Origin of the sequence: Serratia sp. CY31944, assembly GCF_052169175.1 — a bacterium.
Taxonomy (GTDB): Bacteria; Pseudomonadota; Gammaproteobacteria; order Enterobacterales; family Enterobacteriaceae; genus Serratia; species Serratia sarumanii.
The window spans coordinates 251054-270950 of sequence record NZ_JBJNLG010000006.1; the positions used below are offsets into that span (position 1 = coordinate 251054).

The 19897-nt window shown below is 57.8% G+C and carries 19 protein-coding genes and 1 pseudogene; 12 read left to right on the top strand and 8 right to left on the bottom strand.

All coding sequences use genetic code 11. The annotated features are described in order from the left end of the window. Positions 1–65 precede the first annotated feature (65 nt). On the top strand, positions 66–704 hold the full coding sequence (gene leuE, locus ACJ8IN_RS09820) for a leucine efflux protein LeuE (protein ID WP_016928933.1): 639 nt from the start codon (positions 66–68) through the stop codon (positions 702–704). 159 nt (positions 705–863) lie between these two features. Continuing rightward, the gene (locus ACJ8IN_RS09825) at positions 864–2363 is read left to right on the top strand and encodes an aldehyde dehydrogenase family protein (protein ID WP_161765078.1); all 1500 of its coding nucleotides are present in this window, start codon (positions 864–866) and stop codon (positions 2361–2363) included. A 33-nt stretch (positions 2364–2396) separates the two neighbouring features. Here ACJ8IN_RS09825 and feaR read toward each other — a convergent pair whose 3' ends face one another. From feaR to ACJ8IN_RS09840, 3 genes are all read right to left on the bottom strand, one after another. Next, on the bottom strand, positions 2397–3296 hold the full coding sequence (gene feaR, locus ACJ8IN_RS09830) for a transcriptional regulator FeaR (protein ID WP_041033541.1): 900 nt from the start codon (positions 3294–3296) through the stop codon (positions 2397–2399). A gap of 139 nt (positions 3297–3435) precedes the next feature. Further along, positions 3436–4077, bottom strand: a complete 642-nt coding sequence (locus ACJ8IN_RS09835) for a DsbA family protein (protein ID WP_049196452.1) — start codon at positions 4075–4077, stop codon at positions 3436–3438. A gap of 107 nt (positions 4078–4184) precedes the next feature. Further along, complete coding sequence (locus ACJ8IN_RS09840) at positions 4185–4589, bottom strand: Exc2 family lipoprotein (RefSeq protein ID WP_033653320.1); 405 nt, start codon at positions 4587–4589, stop codon at positions 4185–4187. A gap of 193 nt (positions 4590–4782) precedes the next feature. Here ACJ8IN_RS09840 and ACJ8IN_RS09845 point away from each other — a divergent pair, with 193 nt between their 5' ends. Further along, complete coding sequence (locus ACJ8IN_RS09845; RefSeq protein WP_019454278.1) at positions 4783–5031, top strand: hypothetical protein; 249 nt, start codon at positions 4783–4785, stop codon at positions 5029–5031. Here ACJ8IN_RS09845 and ACJ8IN_RS09850 read toward each other — a convergent pair. Continuing rightward, positions 5028–5795: an NAD(P)H-dependent oxidoreductase gene (locus ACJ8IN_RS09850; protein ID WP_049235147.1), complete on the bottom strand. Its 768-nt coding sequence runs from the start codon at positions 5793–5795 to the stop codon at positions 5028–5030. The genes ACJ8IN_RS09845 and ACJ8IN_RS09850 overlap by 4 nt on opposite strands. Before the next feature lie 84 nt (positions 5796–5879). Here ACJ8IN_RS09850 and ACJ8IN_RS09855 point away from each other — a divergent pair, with 84 nt between their 5' ends. The 6 genes from ACJ8IN_RS09855 (at position 5880) to ACJ8IN_RS09880 (ending at position 12026) form a co-directional block, all read left to right on the top strand. Then, entirely contained in the window at positions 5880–6260 is a 381-nt protein-coding gene (locus ACJ8IN_RS09855) for a winged helix-turn-helix transcriptional regulator (protein ID WP_047569126.1), read from the top strand. A gap of 127 nt (positions 6261–6387) precedes the next feature. Next, the gene (locus ACJ8IN_RS09860) at positions 6388–7989 is read left to right on the top strand and encodes an ABC transporter substrate-binding protein (RefSeq protein ID WP_308325455.1); all 1602 of its coding nucleotides are present in this window, start codon (positions 6388–6390) and stop codon (positions 7987–7989) included. A 278-nt stretch (positions 7990–8267) separates the two neighbouring features. Continuing rightward, on the top strand, positions 8268–8792 hold the full coding sequence (gene cybB / locus ACJ8IN_RS09865; protein WP_080432007.1) for a cytochrome b561: 525 nt from the start codon (positions 8268–8270) through the stop codon (positions 8790–8792). Between the two features lie 54 nt (positions 8793–8846). Then, positions 8847–10133: a hypothetical protein gene (locus tag ACJ8IN_RS09870; RefSeq protein ID WP_060422139.1), complete on the top strand. Its 1287-nt coding sequence runs from the start codon at positions 8847–8849 to the stop codon at positions 10131–10133. After that, entirely contained in the window at positions 10130–11305 is a 1176-nt protein-coding gene (locus ACJ8IN_RS09875) for a hypothetical protein (protein WP_308325454.1), read from the top strand. Before ACJ8IN_RS09870 ends, ACJ8IN_RS09875 begins: the two co-directional genes overlap by 4 nt. 16 nt (positions 11306–11321) lie before the next feature. Then, complete coding sequence (locus ACJ8IN_RS09880) at positions 11322–12026, top strand: hypothetical protein (protein ID WP_308325453.1); 705 nt, start codon at positions 11322–11324, stop codon at positions 12024–12026. 3 nt (positions 12027–12029) lie between these two features. Here the strand turns inward: ACJ8IN_RS09880 and ACJ8IN_RS09885 are convergent, their stop codons facing one another. Next, positions 12030–13145, bottom strand: coding sequence for a hypothetical protein (locus tag ACJ8IN_RS09885; RefSeq protein WP_243403441.1), 1116 nt, complete (start codon positions 13143–13145; stop codon positions 12030–12032). Positions 13146–13631: 486 nt separating this feature from the next. Here ACJ8IN_RS09885 and ACJ8IN_RS09890 point away from each other — a divergent pair, with 486 nt between their 5' ends. After that, positions 13632–14162, top strand: coding sequence for a hypothetical protein (locus ACJ8IN_RS09890; RefSeq protein ID WP_039567038.1), 531 nt, complete (start codon positions 13632–13634; stop codon positions 14160–14162). Between the two features lie 50 nt (positions 14163–14212). Here ACJ8IN_RS09890 and ACJ8IN_RS09895 read toward each other — a convergent pair whose 3' ends face one another. Together ACJ8IN_RS09895 and ACJ8IN_RS09900 are read right to left on the bottom strand one after the other, a co-directional pair. Beyond that, entirely contained in the window at positions 14213–14431 is a 219-nt protein-coding gene (locus ACJ8IN_RS09895) for a TM2 domain-containing protein (RefSeq protein ID WP_015376761.1), read from the bottom strand. 615 nt (positions 14432–15046) lie between these two features. After that, positions 15047–15931 (bottom strand): LysR family transcriptional regulator, encoded by an 885-nt coding sequence (locus tag ACJ8IN_RS09900; protein WP_033647407.1) that lies wholly within the window; start codon positions 15929–15931, stop codon positions 15047–15049. 265 nt (positions 15932–16196) lie between these two features. Here ACJ8IN_RS09900 and ACJ8IN_RS09905 point away from each other — a divergent pair, with 265 nt between their 5' ends. Further along, a complete protein-coding gene (locus tag ACJ8IN_RS09905) occupies positions 16197–17255 on the top strand; it encodes an alpha/beta hydrolase (protein ID WP_308326137.1) in 1059 nt (352 codons plus the stop codon). Positions 17256–17395: 140 nt separating this feature from the next. Continuing rightward, positions 17396–18523 carry an MFS transporter gene (locus ACJ8IN_RS09910; RefSeq protein ID WP_308326136.1) on the top strand — a complete coding sequence of 376 codons (1128 nt, stop codon included), beginning with the start codon at positions 17396–17398 and terminating at the stop codon, positions 18521–18523. A gap of 674 nt (positions 18524–19197) precedes the next feature. Here the strand turns inward: ACJ8IN_RS09910 and ACJ8IN_RS09915 are convergent. Next, positions 19198–19404, bottom strand: a pseudogene (locus ACJ8IN_RS09915) (winged helix-turn-helix domain-containing protein); the annotation flags it as partial. Between the last annotated feature and the right edge of the window lie 493 nt (positions 19405–19897).

Below are 19897 nucleotides of genomic sequence, written 5' to 3' on the forward strand. Positions count from 1 at the left end.
ATCGCGGCCGGTCACGGGCGTGGCCAGTGTTTTTGCCTGTTAGTTGCGCGCATGGAGAGGTTATTGTGTTAGAGAGTTTTGGCGTCCTGAATTTATGGACCTATTTGGCCGGGGTGGTCTTCATTATCATTCTGCCGGGGCCGAATACGCTGTACGTACTGAAAACCGGCGTATCGCGCGGCGTGCGCGCCGGCTACACCGCGGCGCTCGGCGTGTTCATCGGCGATGCGATCCTGATCTTCTGCGCCTATATCGGCGTGGCTTCGCTGATCCGCACCACGCCGTTCCTGTTTACCCTGGTGCGTTTTCTCGGCGCGATTTACCTGCTGTTCCTCGGCGCAAAAATCCTCTACGCCACCTTCGTGCAGAAGGCGCAGGCGCAACAGCAGCAGATTGAAGGCGGCCACAGCATTCTGCGCAAATCGCTGACGCTGAGCCTGACCAACCCGAAAGCTATCTTGTTTTACGTGTCGTTCTTCGTGCAGTTCATCGACTTCAACTACGCGCACACCGGACTGTCGTTCACCATTTTGGCGCTGATCCTCGAAGCCGTCAGCTTTATCTACATGAGCACGCTGATCTTCTCCGGCGCGATGCTGGCGCATTTCTTCAATCACAAGAAAGGCCTGGCGAAGCTCGGCAACGGCCTGATCGGCCTGCTGTTCCTCGGCTTCGCCACCCGTCTGGCAACCCTGAGCTCGTGATCCCTCCCGGCCGGCGCCCGCCGGCCGCGGTTTATCCTTCCGTCACGGCAAAATGACACGCAGGGCAAACCGAATGTCAGGCAGACCAAAGCCGCCGCTTTTCCGCTGATCTAGACTTGCAGGGTTAACGATAACCTGATGAGCCTGATCGGAGGATGTATGTCTGACAATACCGTAGCCGTGCTGGATAGCGTGTCGCGTTTTCTCGATCGTCAGCATGGGCTGTATATCGACGGCCAGTGGCGCGCGTCCGCCGCGGAAGGCCGCCTGGCGGTGTATAACCCCGCCAATGGGCAGCAGATCGCCACCACCGCCGATGCCAACGAACACGACGTCGCGCTGGCGGTGCAGTCCGCCCACAAAGCCTTCAGCGAAGGCGTCTGGGCGCAGCGTCTGCCGGTAGAACGAGAACGCATCCTGCTGCGCTTCGCCGATCTGGTGGAACAGCACGCCGAGGAGCTGGCGCAGCTGGAAACCCTGGAGCAGGGCAAATCCATCAACATCGCCCGCGCTTTCGAAGTCGGCAGCACCCTGAACTGGATGCGCTACACCGCCGGGCTGGCGACCAAAATCACCGGCCAGACGCTGGACGTCTCCATTCCGATGCCGCCGGGCGCCAAATATCAGGTTTATACCCGTAAAGAGCCGATCGGCGTGGTCGCCGGCATCGTGCCCTGGAACTTCCCGCTGATGATCGGCATGTGGAAAGTGATGCCGGCGCTGGCGGCGGGCTGCTCCATCGTCATCAAGCCGTCGGAAACCACCCCGCTCACCCTGCTGCGCATGGCCGAACTGGCGAGCGAAGCCGGCGTGCCGCCGGGCGTGTTCAACGTGGTCACCGGCCGCGGCACCGTGTGCGGCAAGGCGCTGACCGAACATCCGCTGATCGCCAAAGTCAGCTTTACCGGCTCCACGCCGGTGGGCAAAAGCATCGCGCGCGCGACGGCGGATCGCCTGACCCGCGTGACGCTGGAGCTGGGCGGCAAAAACCCGGCCATCGTGCTGAAAGATGCCGATCCGCAGCAGGTGATCGAAGGCCTGATGCTCGGCAGCTTCCTCAACCAGGGGCAGGTGTGCGCCGCCAGCTCGCGGATTTATATCGAAGCGCCGATTTATGATCGGTTGGTAGCGGGATTCGAACAGGCGGTGAAATCGCTGTCGGTCGGGCCGGGGATGGATACCGGCGCGCAAATCAACCCGCTGGTGTCGCTCGCGCACCGCGACAAGGTGGCGGCCTACCTGGACGACGCCCGGGCGAAAAATGCCGAGCTTATCGGCGGCGCGGCCGGGCCGGACGCCAACGGCTTCTACATCTCGCCGACGCTGGTGATCAACCCGGACGACAGGCTGAACCTGACGCGTGAAGAAGTGTTCGGCCCGGTGGTCAACCTGATTCGGGTGGCGAGCGCCGAGGAGGCGCTGAGCAAGGCCAACGACACCGACTTCGGGCTGACTGCCAGCCTGTGGACCACCAGCCTGCAGCAGGCGATGGCGCTGACGCCGCGCATTCAGGCCGGCACCGTGTGGGTCAACACCCATACGCTGATCGACCCGAACATGCCGTTCGGCGGGTTCAAACAGTCGGGCAGCGGCCGTGATTTCGGCCCGGATTGGCTGGACGCTTACACCGAGTCGAAATCGGTCTGCATCCGCTATTGAGTGAAGCGGCGCGGGCCTGGCCCGCGCCCTGACTTACTGATACTGCCGACGGTACTCGCTCGGCGACATGCCGAAACGCTGCTTGAAAGCGGTCGAGAAATGGCTGTGATCGGCAAAACCCCAGTCGAGGCCGACTCCGGCCAGCTTCTCCTGCCCGGCGGCGCTGCGCAGCGCCTGCGCGCACAGATCCAGCCGGCGGTTCCTGATGTACTGCGCCACCACCAGCCCCTGACGGGCGAACAGCCGATACAGGCTGCGCAGCGACACCCCCAACTCGGCCGCCACCCATTCCGGGCGCAGCTGCGGCGACTGAATATGCCTGTCGATCAACGCCAGTGCCTTGTCGAAAACCGGCTGTTGCCCCTCCGGGCGCGCCTGTTCGAGCGCCAGCGCCGGGCGCAGCAGCGCCGCCAGCGCATTCAGCACCGCCTCGCTTTCCGCCGCGGCAAGCTGAGGATCCTGCATGCTGCTCAGCACCAGCTGGCGGCTGAGGCGCACCGCGCTGAGCTCTGCTCCGAGACGCTGGGCGCAAGGCGGCGGCACCGGCAGGCAGCCGCGCGGCAACAACAGGGAGATTTGGCGTGAATCGCGCTGGAAGGTGAAGCTGCTGGGCCGTGAGGCGTCGATCAGCGTGATGTCGCCGGGAGAGAGCACCGTCTGGCTCTCGCCCTGCTCCATCAACGCGCTGCCGCGCAGCTGGAAGACGGTAAAAAAGTGCGCGCCGTCGCTGCGGGCGATCTCGCGCGGCGTACGGTACAGCCGGGCCTGAGACACGTCGACCACGCTCAGGCGCAGCGCATGGGCGCGAAACTCCTGCATCGCCCCGCTGAAGCCCGGCCCCAGCGTTTTTGCGCAGAATCTGCCGCAGGCGGTGTTGATTTTCCCCAGCCACTCTTCGAAGCCGACGTCCCGGAGCGTTGCCAATGCCGTCATGATCTCTCCCTTCAAACAGCAGCGGTGCTGCGCCGTTGAACAGAAAACCACCATAACAATCCGTTAACACACAATCAATGGCGAGCCGGGGATTTGGCGCCGCGATCACAGATCATCGGGCGCCGGAGGAGGAATCGCCTTAAGGCTGCGTATCCAATAGATGCCGCACCACCGCCGCGTACTCTTTGGCGTAGCCTTCAACGCTGGTGCTGGCCATGCCGGCATTGTCTATCTTGTATTTGCCGGCTACGTAGAACGACGGGGTGCCGCGCACCTCGAACGCCTTCACCGCTTCGTTCTGCTTGGCGATCAACCCTTTGACCAGCAGGCTGTGGCGCGCGTTTTCATAGGTGGCGGCATCGATGCCGGCCGCCGTGAACACCCGCTGAATATCTTCGGCGCTATTGACGGCGCGCTGTTTCTGCACCGCGTCGAACATCGCCCCTTCAATCTTGTCTTCCACGCCCAGCACCGTCGCCACCGCCCAGGCTTCGGTCAGCTCATTGCCCAATTTGCCCATCAGGCTGACGTGATACCTGGTGACTTTCTCACCGGCGGGCAGCGCCTGCGCCACGGTGCTGCCTACGCGGTAGGTTTCGGCGAACTGATAGCAAGGGCCGCAGTAGAAGGAGAAGAACTCCACCACCGCAGGCGCGGCGGCTACCGGCTTATCCAGCCGGGTGTATTGCTCGCCCGCACGGTAATCCGCGGCCTGAACCGCGGGCAGCGCCAACATCAATACGACGGCGGCGGCGAACGAACGCTTAACGTTTGCCAACATAAACACTCCTGGTTTCGATTATGAACATCGTCCTTAGCGGCGGTTTTTATAATCAAATAACCGGCAGAAGGCCAGTTTTTATTACCTTCTGTTTATGTGGGATTCAGTCAGCGGCCTTCGTAACCGTCCCAGTAGGCGCCCACCGCTTCCTGCGACAGCACCTGACGGCGTTTAGGATTGTCGGAGCCGCTGTAGGCGCGATTGATGAAAATGGTTTTGTGTTCCATGTTCTGCTGGAATTCCGGGCTGGCCAGATAATCGGCCTTTTTCTGCGCCTCGCTGCGCGCCACGCCCGCCGCGCGATCCTTTTTCCCCTGCTGGTAGAACTGTTCGAACATCGGCACGGCGTTTTTAATGCTGCCGTTCACATCGGTGCGGAATTGCGGGTCGAAGTCGTCGCGCGTTTGATAAACGTAGTGCTTCGCATGCCGCTCCGCGCTGCTGAGGTGGTGGGTGCAGGCGCTGAGCGCCAACAGCGGCAACAACAGCGCCGTGCTTTTCAGTCTTTTCATGTCGTCTGTCCCTGTCAGTGAGGAAGGTTCCTTTAGCGCCAAGAGCATAGCGCCGGCCCCCGGTAAACGTCAAACGACAAAATACGCATCACATTGTTTTATATTAATATTATATACATTGATTGGTATTCATTGCCTGAAACACTATGCTTTAACCGAACAGGGTAAACACTCACCGACAGCGAGGCGGCCAATGAAACCGATCGACAAAAACGTGGGGGAGTACGACCTCACGGCGGAAAAAAAAGCGGGCATGATCACCGGCACTATCCGCGGCGAACTGCCGGACAGCGACGCCAATCTGCCGCTGCTGCCCTTCTCCGGCACCTTTGCCGGCCCGAGCGTGGCCGAAGCCATCGCCGATATTCAGCAGCAGTTCCCCGACATCGAACCGGCGATTATCGACGACCTGCGCGAGGAACTGCTGAAGGCCGGTTTCTAAACCGGATCGCGGTGGCGCACGAACGGGCTATAGACCGGCGCACCGGGCTTCAGCGCCAGATCGGCGTCAAAATCGTCATTGCGGTTGAACCGCACCGCCGGCCAGGCGGCAAGATCGCCTAAGCCAGCCCGATACGCCTGCGTCACCTGCGCCAAAGCGGCGTTCTGCGCCTGCAGCGCCTCGCCCGTCAACCCGCCGCGCACGCCATAAACCAGGAACGGCTCCAGCACGCTAAAGCCGATATAGTGCAGCGCATGCATGATCGGCCACAGCATCAGCCGCATATCGCCGTCGCGCCCGTTCGGCGCGCAGGCCTGAGCGGAGGCGCCGGCGGTGACGGTCAGCAGCGCCCGTTTGCCGCGCATCACGCCGTTTTCATGGCGGTGGCGACTGTCGTAGATCCCGCCGTAAACGAACACCCGATCCATCCAGCCCTTGAGGATGGCCGGCGCGCCGAACCACCAGAAAGGGAACTGCAGCACCAGCGTGTCCGCCCAGCGCAGCAGCTCGATATGCCGCCGGATCTCCGCCGGCAGCGCCTGAGTCGTCCAGTGATGGCGCTGCTCCTGCATCGCATCAAATCTGTCCGCCTGCTTTCTGCTGGGGTAATGGTCTGCGCCTTCACGCGGATCAAACCCCTCCTGATACAGATCAACCGTCTTCATTTGGTGCCCCTGCGCCAGCCAGGCCTGCCGCGCCTGTTCGGCCAAATGGGCATTGAAAGAATGCGGCTCGGGGTGAGCCAGCACAATCAGCACGTTCATCCTGTGTCTCCCGCTGTAAGGTGGTGCTGCTATGCTGTGGCTTTATCGCACCCTTGGCAATTACGCACCTGAAGGTAACCCCCCATGGCCTATCCCGGCGACGTCTATTCGAGTAAATGCTCCGCGCGCGATGCGCTGGCGCTGATTTCCGGCAAGTGGGTGATGCTGATCCTGCCCGCGCTGGCGCAGCGGCCGATGCGCAACGGCGAACTGCTGCGCCGCATCGACGGCATTTCACAGAAGGTGCTGACGCAAACGCTGCGCCAGTTGGAACGCAACGGGCTGCTCGAACGCTTGGATTTAAGTGAAAGGAATCAGGCGCATGTGGAATACCGGCTCAGCGCCGTCGCCTGCTCGCTGGTCGAGACGCTGACGGCGCTCGACCGATGGGCGGAATACCATTTCCCCGAGTTGGACGCCGCCCGCGAGCGCTATGATGCAGACCGCAAGCGCGCGGCCGATTAAAGCGGTTTGCCTGGCAACGCGGGGCGCACAGAATGCGCAGCTGAGACGCTTGTTCCCCGTCGCGCCATCCGTTATCTATAGTTAAATCAATTCGCCGGTAACGGCCCCCCCACCTGAGGATCTTGCCTTGACGTTTTTAAAACACCCTATCGCCGGATTGGTGCTGGCTGGCTGCGGCCTGTTGTCGGCGGGCGGCGCGCTGGCCGCTTCCGATGCGCTGGTGTACTGCACCGTCGCCTCGCCGGAATCGTTCAACCCGCAGCTCGCCAGCTCCGGGCCGACCTTTATCGCCACCTCACAGGTGCTATACAACCGCTTGGTGACGCTGCGCGAAAGCGATAAAACCCCCGCCCCTTCGCTGGCCACCGAGTGGAGCGTCAGCCCGGACGGCAAGATCTACACCTTTACCCTGCGCCAGGGCGTGAAATTCAACAGCAACAAATACTTCACCCCAACGCGCGACTTCAACGCCGAAGACGTGGTGTTCACCGTGATGAGGCAGAAGGATCCGACTAACCCGTATCACAAGGTCTCCGGCGGCAACTATGAATACTTCACCGACATGGGCCTGGACAAGCTGATCGCCAAGGTGGAGGCGGTGGACGAGCATCACGTGCGCTTCACGCTGAGCCAGCCCAACGCCGCCTTCGTCGCCGACTGGGCGATGGATTTCGCCTCGATCCTGTCCGCCGAGTACGCCGACGCAATGCTGAAAAAGGGCACGCCGGAATACGTCGACAACTGGCCGATCGGCACCGGGCCGTTCGCGCTGCAGCAGTACAAACAGGATTCGCTGATCCGCTACATCGCCAATCCGCACTACTGGCAGGGCGAAGTGGCCAGCAAGCACCTGATCTTCTCGATTACGCCTGATCCGCAAACCCGGCTGGCCAAACTGAAAACCAATGAATGCCAGATTATCCCCGCGCCGCTGCCGGAACAGTTCGCCGCCATCAAGGCCGACGGCAACCTGCAGCTGCACGACATCACCGGGCTGAACGTCGGCTATCTGGCGTTCAACACCCAGAAAAAGCCGTTCGACAACCTGCTGGTGCGCCAGGCGCTGAGCTATGCGGTGGACAAGAAAGCGATCATCGCCGCGGTGTTCAAAGACAGCGGCACGCCGGCCAACTCGCTGCTGCCGCCGGGCATGCTGGGCTACAACGATCAACTGCCGGAATACGCCTACGATCCGCAGAAGGCGCGCGAGCTGCTGAAGCAGGCCGGGCTGGAGCAGGGCTTTGAGACCGATATCTGGTCGATGCCAGTGCAGCGCCCCTACAACCCGAACTCGAAGCGCATAGCCGAGATGATCCAGAGCGACTGGGCGAAGGTGGGCGTGAAGGCCAAGATCGTCACCTGGGAGTGGGGTCAGTATCTGGCAGGGCTGCGCAAAGGCGAACAGCAGAGCGCGCTGTACGGCTGGGTGTCGGACAACGGCGATCCGGACAACTTCGCCACCCTGCTCGGCTGCGCCGGGGTGCAGAGCGGCGCCAACGTGGCGCGCTGGTGCGATAAGGATTATGACCGGCTGATCCAGCAGGCGATTCTGGAGAACCAGCCACAGGCGCGCGCCAAGCTGTATCAACAGGCACAGGTGATCTTCGCCAAACAGGCGCCGTGGCTGCCGCTGGCCACCGGCAAAGTGTTCTACGCCACCCGCAGCAACCTGAGCGGCTATGTGGTGGACGTGAACGGCAGCGATTTCGCCAAGGCCAAATTGAACTGATCCCGGGCGCCGCGGCGAGGGCTGCGGCGCTATTTGCTTCGCTACTTATTAAGCTGCCAGCCTCTGAATCTATCGTCCATTAGCTTCACAACTTACGATGCTAACTGCCTCTCCTGCCGCCAGGCACTTAACCCACTAAATTCATAGCTTAACAAGCGGTTTAACCCCTGGCATTTTGCTTAAACTGCACACGGGCGCTTTCCTCACCTGTAACATTTCGTTACCATCGGCGCACAGACCCTTTAACATCAAAAGGCAACCCGGTGCAGAACACCTACATGCCGTGGCAAATTCGCCTGCACTGGCTGGTGGCGATCCTGCTGGTCATCACCTGCGTCACCATCGAGCTGCGCGGCTTTGCCGAACCGGGCAGCGCCCCCTGGTACGTGCTGGTTGTCACCCACTTCAGCTGCGGCGTAACGGTGTTCGCGCTGATGATCGCCCGCCTGTTCCTGCGTTGGCGCTACCCTTCGCCCGCCATCGCGCCCAAACCGCCGAAGTGGCAAACCGGCCTGGCGCACCTGACGCACACCCTGATTTACCTGCTGCTGTTGACGCTGCCGGTGCTGGGGGTGTATTCGCGCTATCTGGGCGGCAAGGAGTGGTATCTGTTCGGCCTGCCGATGCCGTTCGCCGATGTGGCCGATCGGCCGCAGGCGCGGATGATTATCGGCTGGCATAAAACACTGGCGTCATTCGGCTACTGGCTGATCGGCCTGCACGCCGCCGCCGCGCTGTTTCACCACTACATCGTCAAGGACAATGCGCTGGTGCGCATGCTGCCGTTGATGAAAAAGCGCTGAATAATTTGGCGCCAGGGATGAATTTTCGGGCCACGCCCGCCGACAGGGAATGACATGCAAACCCAATTTTTTAATGTGACCGTCGAACAATGTGCCTGCCAACAGACGGCGCCGGACAATCTGGTGAGGATCATCGCCGCCGGCCAAACATTCTTTTTTTACCGTGACGACTTCAGCGACAGCGAAAATCTGCTGGCCACGCTCGCCGCCGGCGATCGGGTGAAGATCGGCGCCCATCGCCTGCAGGACGGCAGCTACTGGCTGCACTGGCTGCTGCACGAGACAAAAGGCCGGCTGGAGCCCGACAGAACGCTGAAATACAAGCTGAAATACTTCGCCCTGCTGGTGCTGGGCGCGGCGCTGGCCGGCGGTTTTCCGGCAGCCTTTTTCATCATGGACGGGGAAGATTCCTGGTTGACCATCGTTCTGTTCTTTATCGCCGTAATCGCCGGCCTTGTCGGCATCGGCATGGTGCTGTTCGTCGGTTCGGAGCTGCTGCTGATCGGGCATCGCGGCCGCAGGCGCCTGCTCAAGGCGCTGGATCGCGTGCTGCAGGGGCAAGACGTCACGCCGCCCGGATCGCTCAGCCTGAAAATCCCCGGCATCAAATACCGCGCCGTCAGTGCAGACGCCGCGTCAGTGCCCACAACGCAACAAACCGAGTTTCCCCTCCCTGACGGCGTCGAGGCCTCCGGCATCGAGACGGTCAACGCCCTGAGCTACGAACTCCTCCACTATGAGATTCCGCGGCAGGTGCAATATTTGGACACTTATGCGTGGCGCCAGAAGGAGACTCACTTCGCGTTGACGACCCGCGCGCTCAACGTCCCCAATACCAAACTGCATCCGGTATTTCGTCGGCAGCATCCGCTTTTCATCGCCAAAGGCGATCCGCTGCAGGTGTTGTATTGCGAGAACGACACCGTCCCCGAGCTGCCTACGGTGCGTGGGATCATCAACCACCGCGATCGCCAGACCTACCTCATCGGCGGCCGCCGCTACTTCACCGAATCCGGCCTTAACCTGTGCGCGCGCGTTGTCTTCATTCTCGGCGCGATCGTGACGTGCTTTGTGCTCGGCCTGATCGTGTGGGATAACGCCGATACCCCGGCGGGCTTTTACCTGGATGCCTGGACCCTGCAGCGTCTCGGCAGCGAATTGCCACCGATTCTTCTCTTAATGATGCTGATGGTCAGCGGCCTCGCGCTGTTGATCGAGGGCTTCGCCCAGATCTGCCGCCTTTACTCTTTTGACCAGCACCGCACGTTTAAAACGTTTAAATACCTGCGCAATCTGCGCCGCAGGTTATGGCAGCAGGATCAGGTGACGGAGCTGAAATGATGACGTTAGCGCTTTATAAAAGACCCCTTATTATCCTGACGCTGTTTTTGGCCAGCGCGCTGGGCGTCTATTTCCTCGCCCCAGAACAACGCTATGCGCAGTGGCAATGGACCCAGAGCGACGAAGCATTGCCGACGATAGCCCATTACGATCTCATCCACAGCTACCCGGCGCAGGACGGCGCCCTGCTGCTCATCAGCAAAAGGAGTGAGCGCGGGGCCTACAATAGCTTTTACGGCTGGGCGGCCAACTATCTCAGCCAGGTGTTGTTCAGCGGCCCGCAGGGATTGCAGATGCTGGGGGAACTCGACGAGTCTATCCACGATGCGGTTTGCGGCGGGCAGGAGTGCGTGCTTTTTCTGTCCAAGGGGCGCCGGATGGTCGATGTGAAACAGGGCACCATCGGGGCGCTGATCCCTTGGCCGGAGGGCGACGACAACCGGCCTTCCTTTATCGGCGGCAAACTGGTGGCGCTGCCGGGTAAACGCGCGCTGTATCTCATCAGCACCGAAGGCGTATTCTACAGCCCGGACTTTGGCGCCCATTGGCGGCAAACGCTGAATCTGCCGGCGCTGTTGGAAGCGCGACAGCTGCTGGGTTTTGAGCGCGGCGAGGAGGACTCACCGACGGCTTACGCCTCCGGCAAGCGCAAATCCATACCCGAGATCTTTACCGCCGTTGACGGCGATCGCGTGCTGTTCTGGATGAATCCGGTGCTCGGCTCCGGCGCCTTGCACATCGCCGTTAACGGCAAAACCGGCGAGGTGGCCGAACCGCATTGGCTCACGGTGCGCGTGACGGAAAGCGCGCAGGCCCCGGATGGCGGCATCTACCTGATCGCACAGACGCTGGAAAGAGGGCTGTATCAGCTCCTGCGTTATCAATCCGACGGGCAGTTGAAGGTGCTGCTGGAGACCGGCGATAAATCGCTGTATCAGCTGTGGGCAGGCAACGACAAGCTGGTCGCCCAAACGGATAACGGCGATGCGCGCCTTTCGCTGATTTTCGATCTGCGCTCATCCGACGTGCGCTACCGCCAGCCGTTGGAGTACCGCTACAACGGGCGCGACGACGCACGCCAAACCGTGATCGAACCGGAAAGCCACTATGGCGATGACGGGGAGCCCCCGGCGCCGCCCTACTTCGTTCGCTACCGTTCCACCACGCCGTGAACATGAGGAACTTGCCATGCTGTTAGGTTATGGCGCCGGCGTTGCAGGGCTGGTGGCGCTATTGTTGGCGCTGCTGCTCGCCGGCATCCTGCTCGCCTGGTGGGGCTGGCGCTACGCTTCTGCCCGCTGTGGCCGCCCACGCCCGCCGCTTTCCTGGGGCGGCTATCTACTGGCCTCGGCGCTGGCGATCTACCCGGTGGCGTTCGTGCTGATGCTGTTCGACATCGCCATCCAGGATCTCAAGAGCCAGCGGGCGGAAGAACGCTGGAATCGCCGCAGCTACCTGACGCTCGACGAAGCCAAACCGTTCGGTGAAATCACGCTGACGAAAGGCAGCTGGGTAAACCGGCAGGAACCGCGCCTGCCCGGCACCGAAGACAGCCCCATCACGATGGATGGCGTGACCGCCGTGCGTTTTCCTCGGCCGCAGAGCGTGGCCAGCGTGCCGATCATTGCCTTCGAGGTTTTACCGCCGGTAATGGAGCTGGCGAGCGCGCACACCTTTACCCGCCCGAGCGGCCAAAGGGTGCACTGCGAAGCGGGTTGGCTGGTCTCTTTCTCTTTACCGCCGGATAAGCCGGCCCCGCAGTGGGAAGAGTGGCAGGCCGGGCTGCCTGCGGCGGCGTTTCGGCCCAGCGACTGGATCTTTAGGGAGTGCTTCCCCGGCAGCCCGATCGCCGTGCTGACCTTGCACAACGGCGAAGTCAGGGTGCTGCCTTAAGCCTTACGCCGTGGCGTTAGGCAAGCGCACGGTCACGCGGTTATTGGCCGTGGGCAGCCGCAGCGGCGCGTCCTGCCAGCTTACTGCGATAACCAAGACCGGCGGCGCCGCTACGCTCGGCGCACGCCCGTCGGGCCCCACGCTGTAGGCATCCCATTCAATCACGAATACGCCGCCGTCTTGCGGCTCGACCCGCTCGACAAAAAAGGTGGTGTCCGAACCGCGCCCGCCCGCCGGTTTGTGCGCGTAGGAGAGCAGGCTGAACCACTCGCCGGCGAAGTACAGATGGTACAGACCATCGACGATATGCTCACCGCGGAACTGGCAGCCGCCGACGCTCAAGCCGTCGCCCGTCGGCGATTCCGCCACGCGTTCGAGATCGCACACCAAGCGATCGGTCGGCCGGTTATCCAGCAACAGCTCATAAGGCGGCGCGTGCAGCAGCGCGGCAGGATCGTCCGCATGGCGCAAATCCGCCGGTAACGTCGAGCGCGCCGCCAGCGCGCGGCCACTGGGCAAGGCGATCTCCAGACGATCCGCCGGATCCTCTGCCCACTGCGGCACCCACAGACCGCGCACCTGACGCAGCGGCGTGGCCACCGCCTGCCGACAGCTCGCCCGCAGCCACGCCAGCGCCTCGGCGGAACCGCCGGCCACTGCTTCCAGCTCGCGATCGGTCAGCGCAGGCAGCGCGTACATCGCCCGGGCGGCAGGTTCGTAGACCGTCAGCCCCTCACCCTCGCGGCTGCGGGTCGGGATCAGGCGCAACCTGCCGCCGTCCACGTCCTGCGGCGCCGCACAGGCGCCATGCACAATCGCTCCGTCGCGCAGCAGCAGCGTCCAAAAATTGGGGCCGCCCATGCCCAGCTCCCCCACGCCGCCAATCTGCCGGTCGCTGTCGCCGGCGTGCGCCATTTCAATCGGCTGCGAACGCCAGTCGGTCTTGCGCCACTCTGCGGCCTCTTCGGGGTTTTGCACGCCTTTTGCGGCGTATTTGGCCCATTGCAGCACGGCGAACAGCGCGATGCACAACGCGCCGAAAATCGGGTAATCCCGCCAAATCAACAGCCAACCGACGATCAAAAAGGCCCAGGCGGCCATGACGATATCCTTTTTCAAGAGCAAACCGCCTGATTCTAGCGCAGGCGGTTAGCGGGGTTGAAGCCTATGCCATGAATAATTAGCCGTTAAATAGAAAGGCAATAATTTCAGCATTATTTCTGTGACCATGAAGATCACATAAATAACGCTTCACTGAGTGATTTTAACGTAGAAAAGATAACTCTCTGTATCTCAATGCAATATTTAAACCCGTATTAAAAGGCGAAGAATTAAAGCGGGAAAAAACCGCAATAATTTGTGCATATTCTAAACATTGACTATGTTTAGACATACTCTTTATATGCAGGTAAACATACTGAAAAACAAAAGAGCAAGGCTCTCAAGATAATTAAACCAACCTCGCGCACCGCGTGGGTGAAACACTATTTACCATAAAAATTCCGAGAATATTTGATCTCCACGGAACGAGTAACTTTGCGTTTTATCAGGCCAATAGACTACACACCGCAATTAATATCATTATTAGCATTTCGGAGAGCGACAATGAAAATCGTTACAGGCATTATCCTTACCTCTGTGGCCGCCTTCAGCGGCGCGGCTTACGCGGCCGATGCGCAGCCTACCACCGGCAACGCGGAAGTGACGCTGGAACACGTGCACGCCGTGATGGAAAACGGCAGCCCGGCGCCGCAGCACGACGCCGCCTGCAAAAAAGAACTTTCCATGCCGGAATCGAAATATATGGGCATGAAGGTCAAAACCGATTACACCATCAACAGCAGCACCATGATGATGTCGGCCAAATCGATGTTCCCATCGCCAAACGATAAACAGCCGATGGAACTGACGGTCGATCTCTCCGCGCTAGGCCTGGCGGATGTGTATGCCTTCGGCGCCTTTAAACCGGCCGCGCTGCCGCAGGCGTATATTTATTTCACCATCGACAAGGATTTTAAAAATCCGGTCAGCACCTTTATGGTCATTAACCAAGGCAAGCAATATAACTGCGTGATCTCCAGCTCGAATAAAATGATGAGTGAAGAAATGCGCGGCAAGATGATGAAGAAACAATAACAGAATGAAAAACGGCGCTTCCCTTAACAGGAAGCGCCGTCAGCAAAGCATTAAATCAGACCAGGATTATATTTCTGGTTGAACTTCTCTTCCGATTGGAACAGATAAATAATGCCTTCGATAAAGCCGACAATCGCCGGGATCCCCGTCCAGCAGAACAGCAGGTAGAACAGCCCCCACCACTTCATCCCTAAGTAAAACTTGTGAATGCCCAGCCCACCCAGGAAGATGGCCAGCAGGGCCGCCGCGAGCTTGTCTTTTCTGCTCATAGTACACTTCTCCTTACTTCTCACCGAACCACCGGCATGTCCAAAAAAAGGATGCCGCTCCAGAGAGCGCCGCATCGCAATGCTTACGGAGAAAAACATTCACTCCTGCAAGGCTCAACGGGGGTAATTATAACAGTAATTAATTAAACGGTTGTTTAACCGGCGAAACGGTAGACAAATGGGAGATCGCATTGATTTGACTATGCGCTATCCCTCCGTACTATCCCTGAGGCATAAGTTATTAACAACGCCATATTTAATCCGCTGCAAAAAAGAGTGACAGGAAAATTGCACTCTCTGTTGGCAATCGGAATTTAGTATTTAATTCAATTGATTACCCGATTAACAGCCATCACCCTACTGTACACCAGGGTTCGCCTATTTGAACCAATGGCGTCAAAGCCGGTGTGACAAGTGAGCATCTAATGGGCCAGGCCGCTCAGCCATTACATATTTATCGCCCCTATCGCCCGACGCATCGTCCTTCATACGGCGTTGTATTTCGCCAATCGGTTTACCTCATTTCCATCATTCATTTTGATGTCAACTAAGTCTGCTTTATACAAGCGGCTTTGCCGTCCATCCTGCACAGTGCAGGATCGGCCATCGCAACTCTCAAATTTTCAATGTCTCAATGACCATTCTTAGGGCGGGGGACACATTGCGATGGGGATAATAAAGAAATAACCCTTCCATTCGCAGGCTGTAACGCTGTAATACCCTGATTAGCACCCCACGCTCTAAATCATCGGCAACCAACTCGACAGGAACATAGGCCAGCCCCAGGCCCAGCCGCGCGGCTTCTGCCTCCATATAGCTGTCAGATAAGGCCCATTGCCCTTCCGGCCGATGAGTGATTTTTTTATCATCCTGATGGAGTTCCCACTGGTATAGGCTGCCGTCGGCAAGCTGATAGGCGATACAGGGATGTGTCTTTAAATCTGCAGGATTTTGTGGAAAACCGTAACGACGAAAATGTTCAGGAGTCCCCACAATCGCCATCTCCATATCGGGCGTAATGCGCACCGCGACCATACCCTGGCCTACTTCAGGCCCAAGACGGACGCCTGCATCGAATCTTTCCTCGATAATATCGACGAACCGGCTCTCATTCATGAGTTCGAGCCTGATATCAGGATAGCGCTGTTTAAATACCGCAAGCTTTGGCAGCAGGCATTTATCAATCGCGTGCTGGCTGGCATTGATGCGGACCGTGCCGGAAGGGGTCTCACGATAATGCGCCAATGTCGCAAGCCCAAGATCTAAGGTATCAAATCCGGACTCCGTTTTCTGATAGAGCTGCTCACCCGCTTGCGTCAGCGATAGCTTACGCGTGGTGCGCACCAGTAGCTGGACACCTAACCTTTCTTCAAGCTCGCGAACAGAACGGCTTATCCCCGATTGAGCCAGGCCAAGCCTGTGAGCCGCAGCGGTAAAACTGCCTTCCCGTACCACCTGCATAAACAGGTAAAGCTCGTTGTAGTTCTCCCTTTTTGCCATTGATTTACTCCCCCAAGAATGACGCCAGTCTCAGCATTAATTTATAACAATATGGTATTAATCTTAGCAATTATCTCCCTCTAATCAGCATTAATGCTGCTCACTATAATGAGCCCATCAAAACAAAGCACAGCAGCGTTGTCCGTAGGAAACCTGTCTCTCTATCTTGTTTTTCATGGGGATTTTTATGAAAGCTTTCACCCGAACGCTAAAAACCGCAATGCCTGCCATGCTGTTATTCGCATCATTAAGTGGAGTCACGACAATGAGTTATGCTGATTCAGTCAATCCGAATGCTCCTGTTTCGATGATCGATAAATGGGACAAGACGTTCGCCGAGAGCCAGAAAGTCGATCATCGTAAGGTCTCGTTTCAGAATCGATATGGGATCACCTTAGTGGGCGACCTTTATCTCCCCAAAGATCGTGGCGATCGCAAGCTGGCGGCGATTGCCGTCAGCGGGCCTTTTGGCGCGGTGAAGGAGCAATCCAGCGGCCTGTATGCGCAAACGCTGGCGGAACAGGGATTTGTTACCCTGGCGTTCGATCCTTCTTATACGGGGGAAAGCGGCGGCTATCCGCGTAACGTCGCCTCGCCGGATATCAACACGGAAGATTTCAGCGCGGCGGTAGATTTCTTGGGGCTGCAAAAAGAGGTGGATCGCAACCGTATTGGGCTGCTCGGCATTTGCGGCTGGGGCGGCATGGCGTTAAACGACGCCGCAATGGATATCCGCGTCAAAGCGGTGGCCACCAGCGTGATGTACGACATGAGCCGGGCGATGGGCCATGGCGTAGGTGATGGCAAAGACCGTTATTCGACCGCCGACCGTCGTGCCGTTCTGCAGTATCTGAATGAACAACGCTGGAAGGATGCGGAAAGCGGAACGTTCGCACGAGGTGGCCATGATATTAACGTCGACAGCAATGGCAAGGTCAGCGCGGGTGAGCGCATTCTGCCAGAAACCCTGCCGGCCGATCCGCATCCGGTGCTGAAGGAGTTCTTTGATTACTACCGCATGCCGCGCGGTTTCCACGAACGCTCCGTTAACTCGACCGGGGCGTGGACGGCAACGATGCCGCTGTCGTTTATGAACATGCCGCTGCTGAGCTACGCCAGCGAAATTACTATCCCGACGCTTATCGTGACCGGTGAAAAAGCCCATTCACGCTATTTTGCCGAAGATGCTTATAAGGCGGTCGGCAGTAAAGAAAAAGAGCTGGTGATTGTCCCCGGTGCAAATCATGTGGACCTGTACGACAATGCGGCCGGTAAAATACCTTTCGCTAAGTTCGAACAATTTTTCAAAGCCAATCTGAAATAGCCCCTCTACTGACAACATTAAAAGCCGCCTGTCTACGCGGGTGGCTTTTATTCTGACTTTCGTGAAATCTGACTATGTCTGCACTTAGCCAAACACCATCACCGAATAATCAGCCCGCTTACTGGAGCGGCATTTTTGCCATGACCCTGTGCGTCTTTGTGCTGATTGCATCGGAATTTATGCCCGTCAGCCTGCTTACGCCGATTGCCCATGATTTAGACGTGACGGAGGGGCTGGCGGGACAGGGAATTGCCATCTCCGGCGCGCTGGCCGTTCTGACCAGCCTGACGCTTTCGACGTTGGCTGGAAATGTGAATCGCAAGTACTTACTGCTGGGGATGACGATTCTGATGGCCGTGTCGGGGCTCGTTATCGCACTGGCTTCCAACTATCTGATGTATATGGCAGGCCGCGCGATGATAGGTATTGCGATCGGTGGATTCTGGTCGATGTCTGCGGCAACGGCAATTCGTCTGGTGCCACAGCATCAGGTTACGCGTGCGCTGGCTATTTTCAACGCCGGCAATGCGCTGGCGACGGTAGTGGCAGCGCCGCTGGGTAGCTATCTTGGAGCGACCATCGGATGGCGAGGCGCTTTCTTGTGCCTGGTCCCCGTCGCGGCCGCGGCCTTTATCTGGCAGTGCGTGAGTCTGCCGGGTATGAACGGCAATAATAACCCTGCGTCACGCGGATCCGTATTGCGCCTGCTCAGTCGCCCTGTTGTCTCCATTGGCATGCTGGCTTGTGGCCTGTTCTTTATGGGGCAGTTTGCGTTATTTACCTATGTGCGTCCGTTTCTGGAGTTGGTGACGCGGGTTGATTTCTCTGGCTTGTCGTTAATTTTACTGGTTATCGGTGTGGCCGGTTTTATTGGCACGCTGGTTGTCCCGGCATTCCTCAATAGGAAATTCTATCTAACGCTGATGGCCATTCCTGGGCTGATGGCTGTCATTGCCATCGCCCTGATTCTTGCCGGGCATCACGTTTGGGCTGTCTCGTTGCTGTTAGGCCTCTGGGGCATGCTGGCAACCGCCGCGCCAACGGGATGGTGGACATGGATTACACGCACGCTGCCCGAGGATGCGGAAGCCGGAGGCGGCCTGATGGTCGCGGTGATTCAGCTCTCGATTGCCCTTGGTTCAACGGCAGGTGGCATGATGTTTGACAGCCTGGGATGGCGAAGTACTTTTGGCTTGAGTGGCTTATTACTTCTTGGTGCGGTAGCGATGGCGTTTCTTACGTCCCGTCAAAATAGCAATACGTACTAGCGTAATCAGTTTGTTCAAACGAACTCTCAGCCATGGCAGTGAAAGCTAGCCGAAAATTCAAGACCGAACAGAAGTACGCGCGCGCCGGTTTTTACCGGACAACAAACCAATCGATTCATTGTAATTCAAAGCGTTTAGGGATAATTAAGGATGTGGTAGGAAGAGAGGATGGTGCCGATAATAGGAGCGAAACAAAGAAAGTAATCAACTGTTTTAAAACGATTTTTATAATCACAAAACAGAAGTCTATACATATACCTATACACAATAAAATGGTGCACAATACATAGAATAAATTATAAGCAATTAGCACTAGCCCAGCGCTCATAATATTAAAAAAAGATTTATAGGAAAACTGTTCACTCTATACACCTTTTGATTTTATCCTTTTATTTCAATGCATTGATGGGTGTATAGCTACCTTCTCGGTGTACACCTCTGTTCACCTACAGGGTGAACAGCCTGAATCACAGGCACAAAAAAACCGGCCTGAGCCGGTTTGGGGAGGACTTGTCGTTATGATATTGGCCGTTCAGCAGCCGATAGGATGCCCTGGTGTTGCTGCATGTATTCGGGTCACTGCCACTATAGGCGGCGCGGCGATTGAGCGTCCAATGGGTTCGGCAGATCAATAACGGCCTATTGATCGGCCCGGCCGATCGACTTGCTCATTGTCACACTGCACCACACTTCGGCAGCCAGTCCGCCTCACATTCCTCACTCAATATCAGGTTGGTTTGTATTCCGTGCTTGGTGCGGCGTTTCAGCAACGTGTGTTCGTACTCTTTCAGCGTCTACGGCACCGCCTAGCCGAACGCCGTCAGGTTCATCACTTGCTGATACCCCCTTGCAGCCGTAAACGACAGGTAGGCGTGGTACAGGTTGCAATGCGATATACTACCGGTCACTGAATTACATCAGGTTTTTATTAACCGCCAGTATCACCGACGGGATATGGATCCACGTAGGCGGCCCGATATTTCAGCTCTATGATGAGCACATTTTCGTCAGTTAAGGCATCAATGCTCGCCCTTTATAATTCGCCCCCTAGACAGCATGAAAATAAGCAATTGAATTTTAAAAAATTACGCCAACTCATATTCTGCGTAAAAAACCAAGAAGACACTGAATAAAAATAGATGCCCCTCTTGTTTTACAAACATCTCTAGCGTACGAAAACATTTGCATAGAAACAGCGCACTCTACACACATTAGAATAAAAAAGGTTTAATTTAACAATCACAATACATATCATTTCACCCCAGTTTCAGAACTGCCCCTCATATAAAACAGTGACCTATCCAAGATAAATTCCATATCGCCACACTTACTTATAAAATCATCTTGTCAATCTCTTTATTTTCACTTAATAAT

What these genes read in the sequence shown, in the direction of transcription:
- ACJ8IN_RS09825 (WP_161765078.1), top strand. Translation starts at nt 864, where the DNA reads ATGTCTGACAATACCGTAGCCGTGCTGGATAGCGTGTCGCGTTTTCTC.
- feaR (WP_041033541.1), bottom strand. Translation starts at nt 3,296, where the DNA reads ATGACGGCATTGGCAACGCTCCGGGACGTCGGCTTCGAAGAGTGGCTG.
- ACJ8IN_RS09835 (WP_049196452.1), bottom strand. Translation starts at nt 4,077, where the DNA reads ATGTTGGCAAACGTTAAGCGTTCGTTCGCCGCCGCCGTCGTATTGATG.
- ACJ8IN_RS09840 (WP_033653320.1), bottom strand. Translation starts at nt 4,589, where the DNA reads ATGAAAAGACTGAAAAGCACGGCGCTGTTGTTGCCGCTGTTGGCGCTC.
- ACJ8IN_RS09845 (WP_019454278.1), top strand. Translation starts at nt 4,783, where the DNA reads ATGAAACCGATCGACAAAAACGTGGGGGAGTACGACCTCACGGCGGAA.
- ACJ8IN_RS09850 (WP_049235147.1), bottom strand. Translation starts at nt 5,795, where the DNA reads ATGAACGTGCTGATTGTGCTGGCTCACCCCGAGCCGCATTCTTTCAAT.
- ACJ8IN_RS09855 (WP_047569126.1), top strand. Translation starts at nt 5,880, where the DNA reads ATGGCCTATCCCGGCGACGTCTATTCGAGTAAATGCTCCGCGCGCGAT.
- cybB (WP_080432007.1), top strand. Translation starts at nt 8,268, where the DNA reads ATGCCGTGGCAAATTCGCCTGCACTGGCTGGTGGCGATCCTGCTGGTC.
- ACJ8IN_RS09870 (WP_060422139.1), top strand. Translation starts at nt 8,847, where the DNA reads ATGCAAACCCAATTTTTTAATGTGACCGTCGAACAATGTGCCTGCCAA.
- ACJ8IN_RS09875 (WP_308325454.1), top strand. Translation starts at nt 10,130, where the DNA reads ATGATGACGTTAGCGCTTTATAAAAGACCCCTTATTATCCTGACGCTG.
- ACJ8IN_RS09880 (WP_308325453.1), top strand. Translation starts at nt 11,322, where the DNA reads ATGCTGTTAGGTTATGGCGCCGGCGTTGCAGGGCTGGTGGCGCTATTG.
- ACJ8IN_RS09890 (WP_039567038.1), top strand. Translation starts at nt 13,632, where the DNA reads ATGAAAATCGTTACAGGCATTATCCTTACCTCTGTGGCCGCCTTCAGC.
- ACJ8IN_RS09895 (WP_015376761.1), bottom strand. Translation starts at nt 14,431, where the DNA reads ATGAGCAGAAAAGACAAGCTCGCGGCGGCCCTGCTGGCCATCTTCCTG.
- ACJ8IN_RS09900 (WP_033647407.1), bottom strand. Translation starts at nt 15,931, where the DNA reads ATGGCAAAAAGGGAGAACTACAACGAGCTTTACCTGTTTATGCAGGTG.
- ACJ8IN_RS09905 (WP_308326137.1), top strand. Translation starts at nt 16,197, where the DNA reads ATGAGTTATGCTGATTCAGTCAATCCGAATGCTCCTGTTTCGATGATC.
- ACJ8IN_RS09910 (WP_308326136.1), top strand. Translation starts at nt 17,396, where the DNA reads ATGACCCTGTGCGTCTTTGTGCTGATTGCATCGGAATTTATGCCCGTC.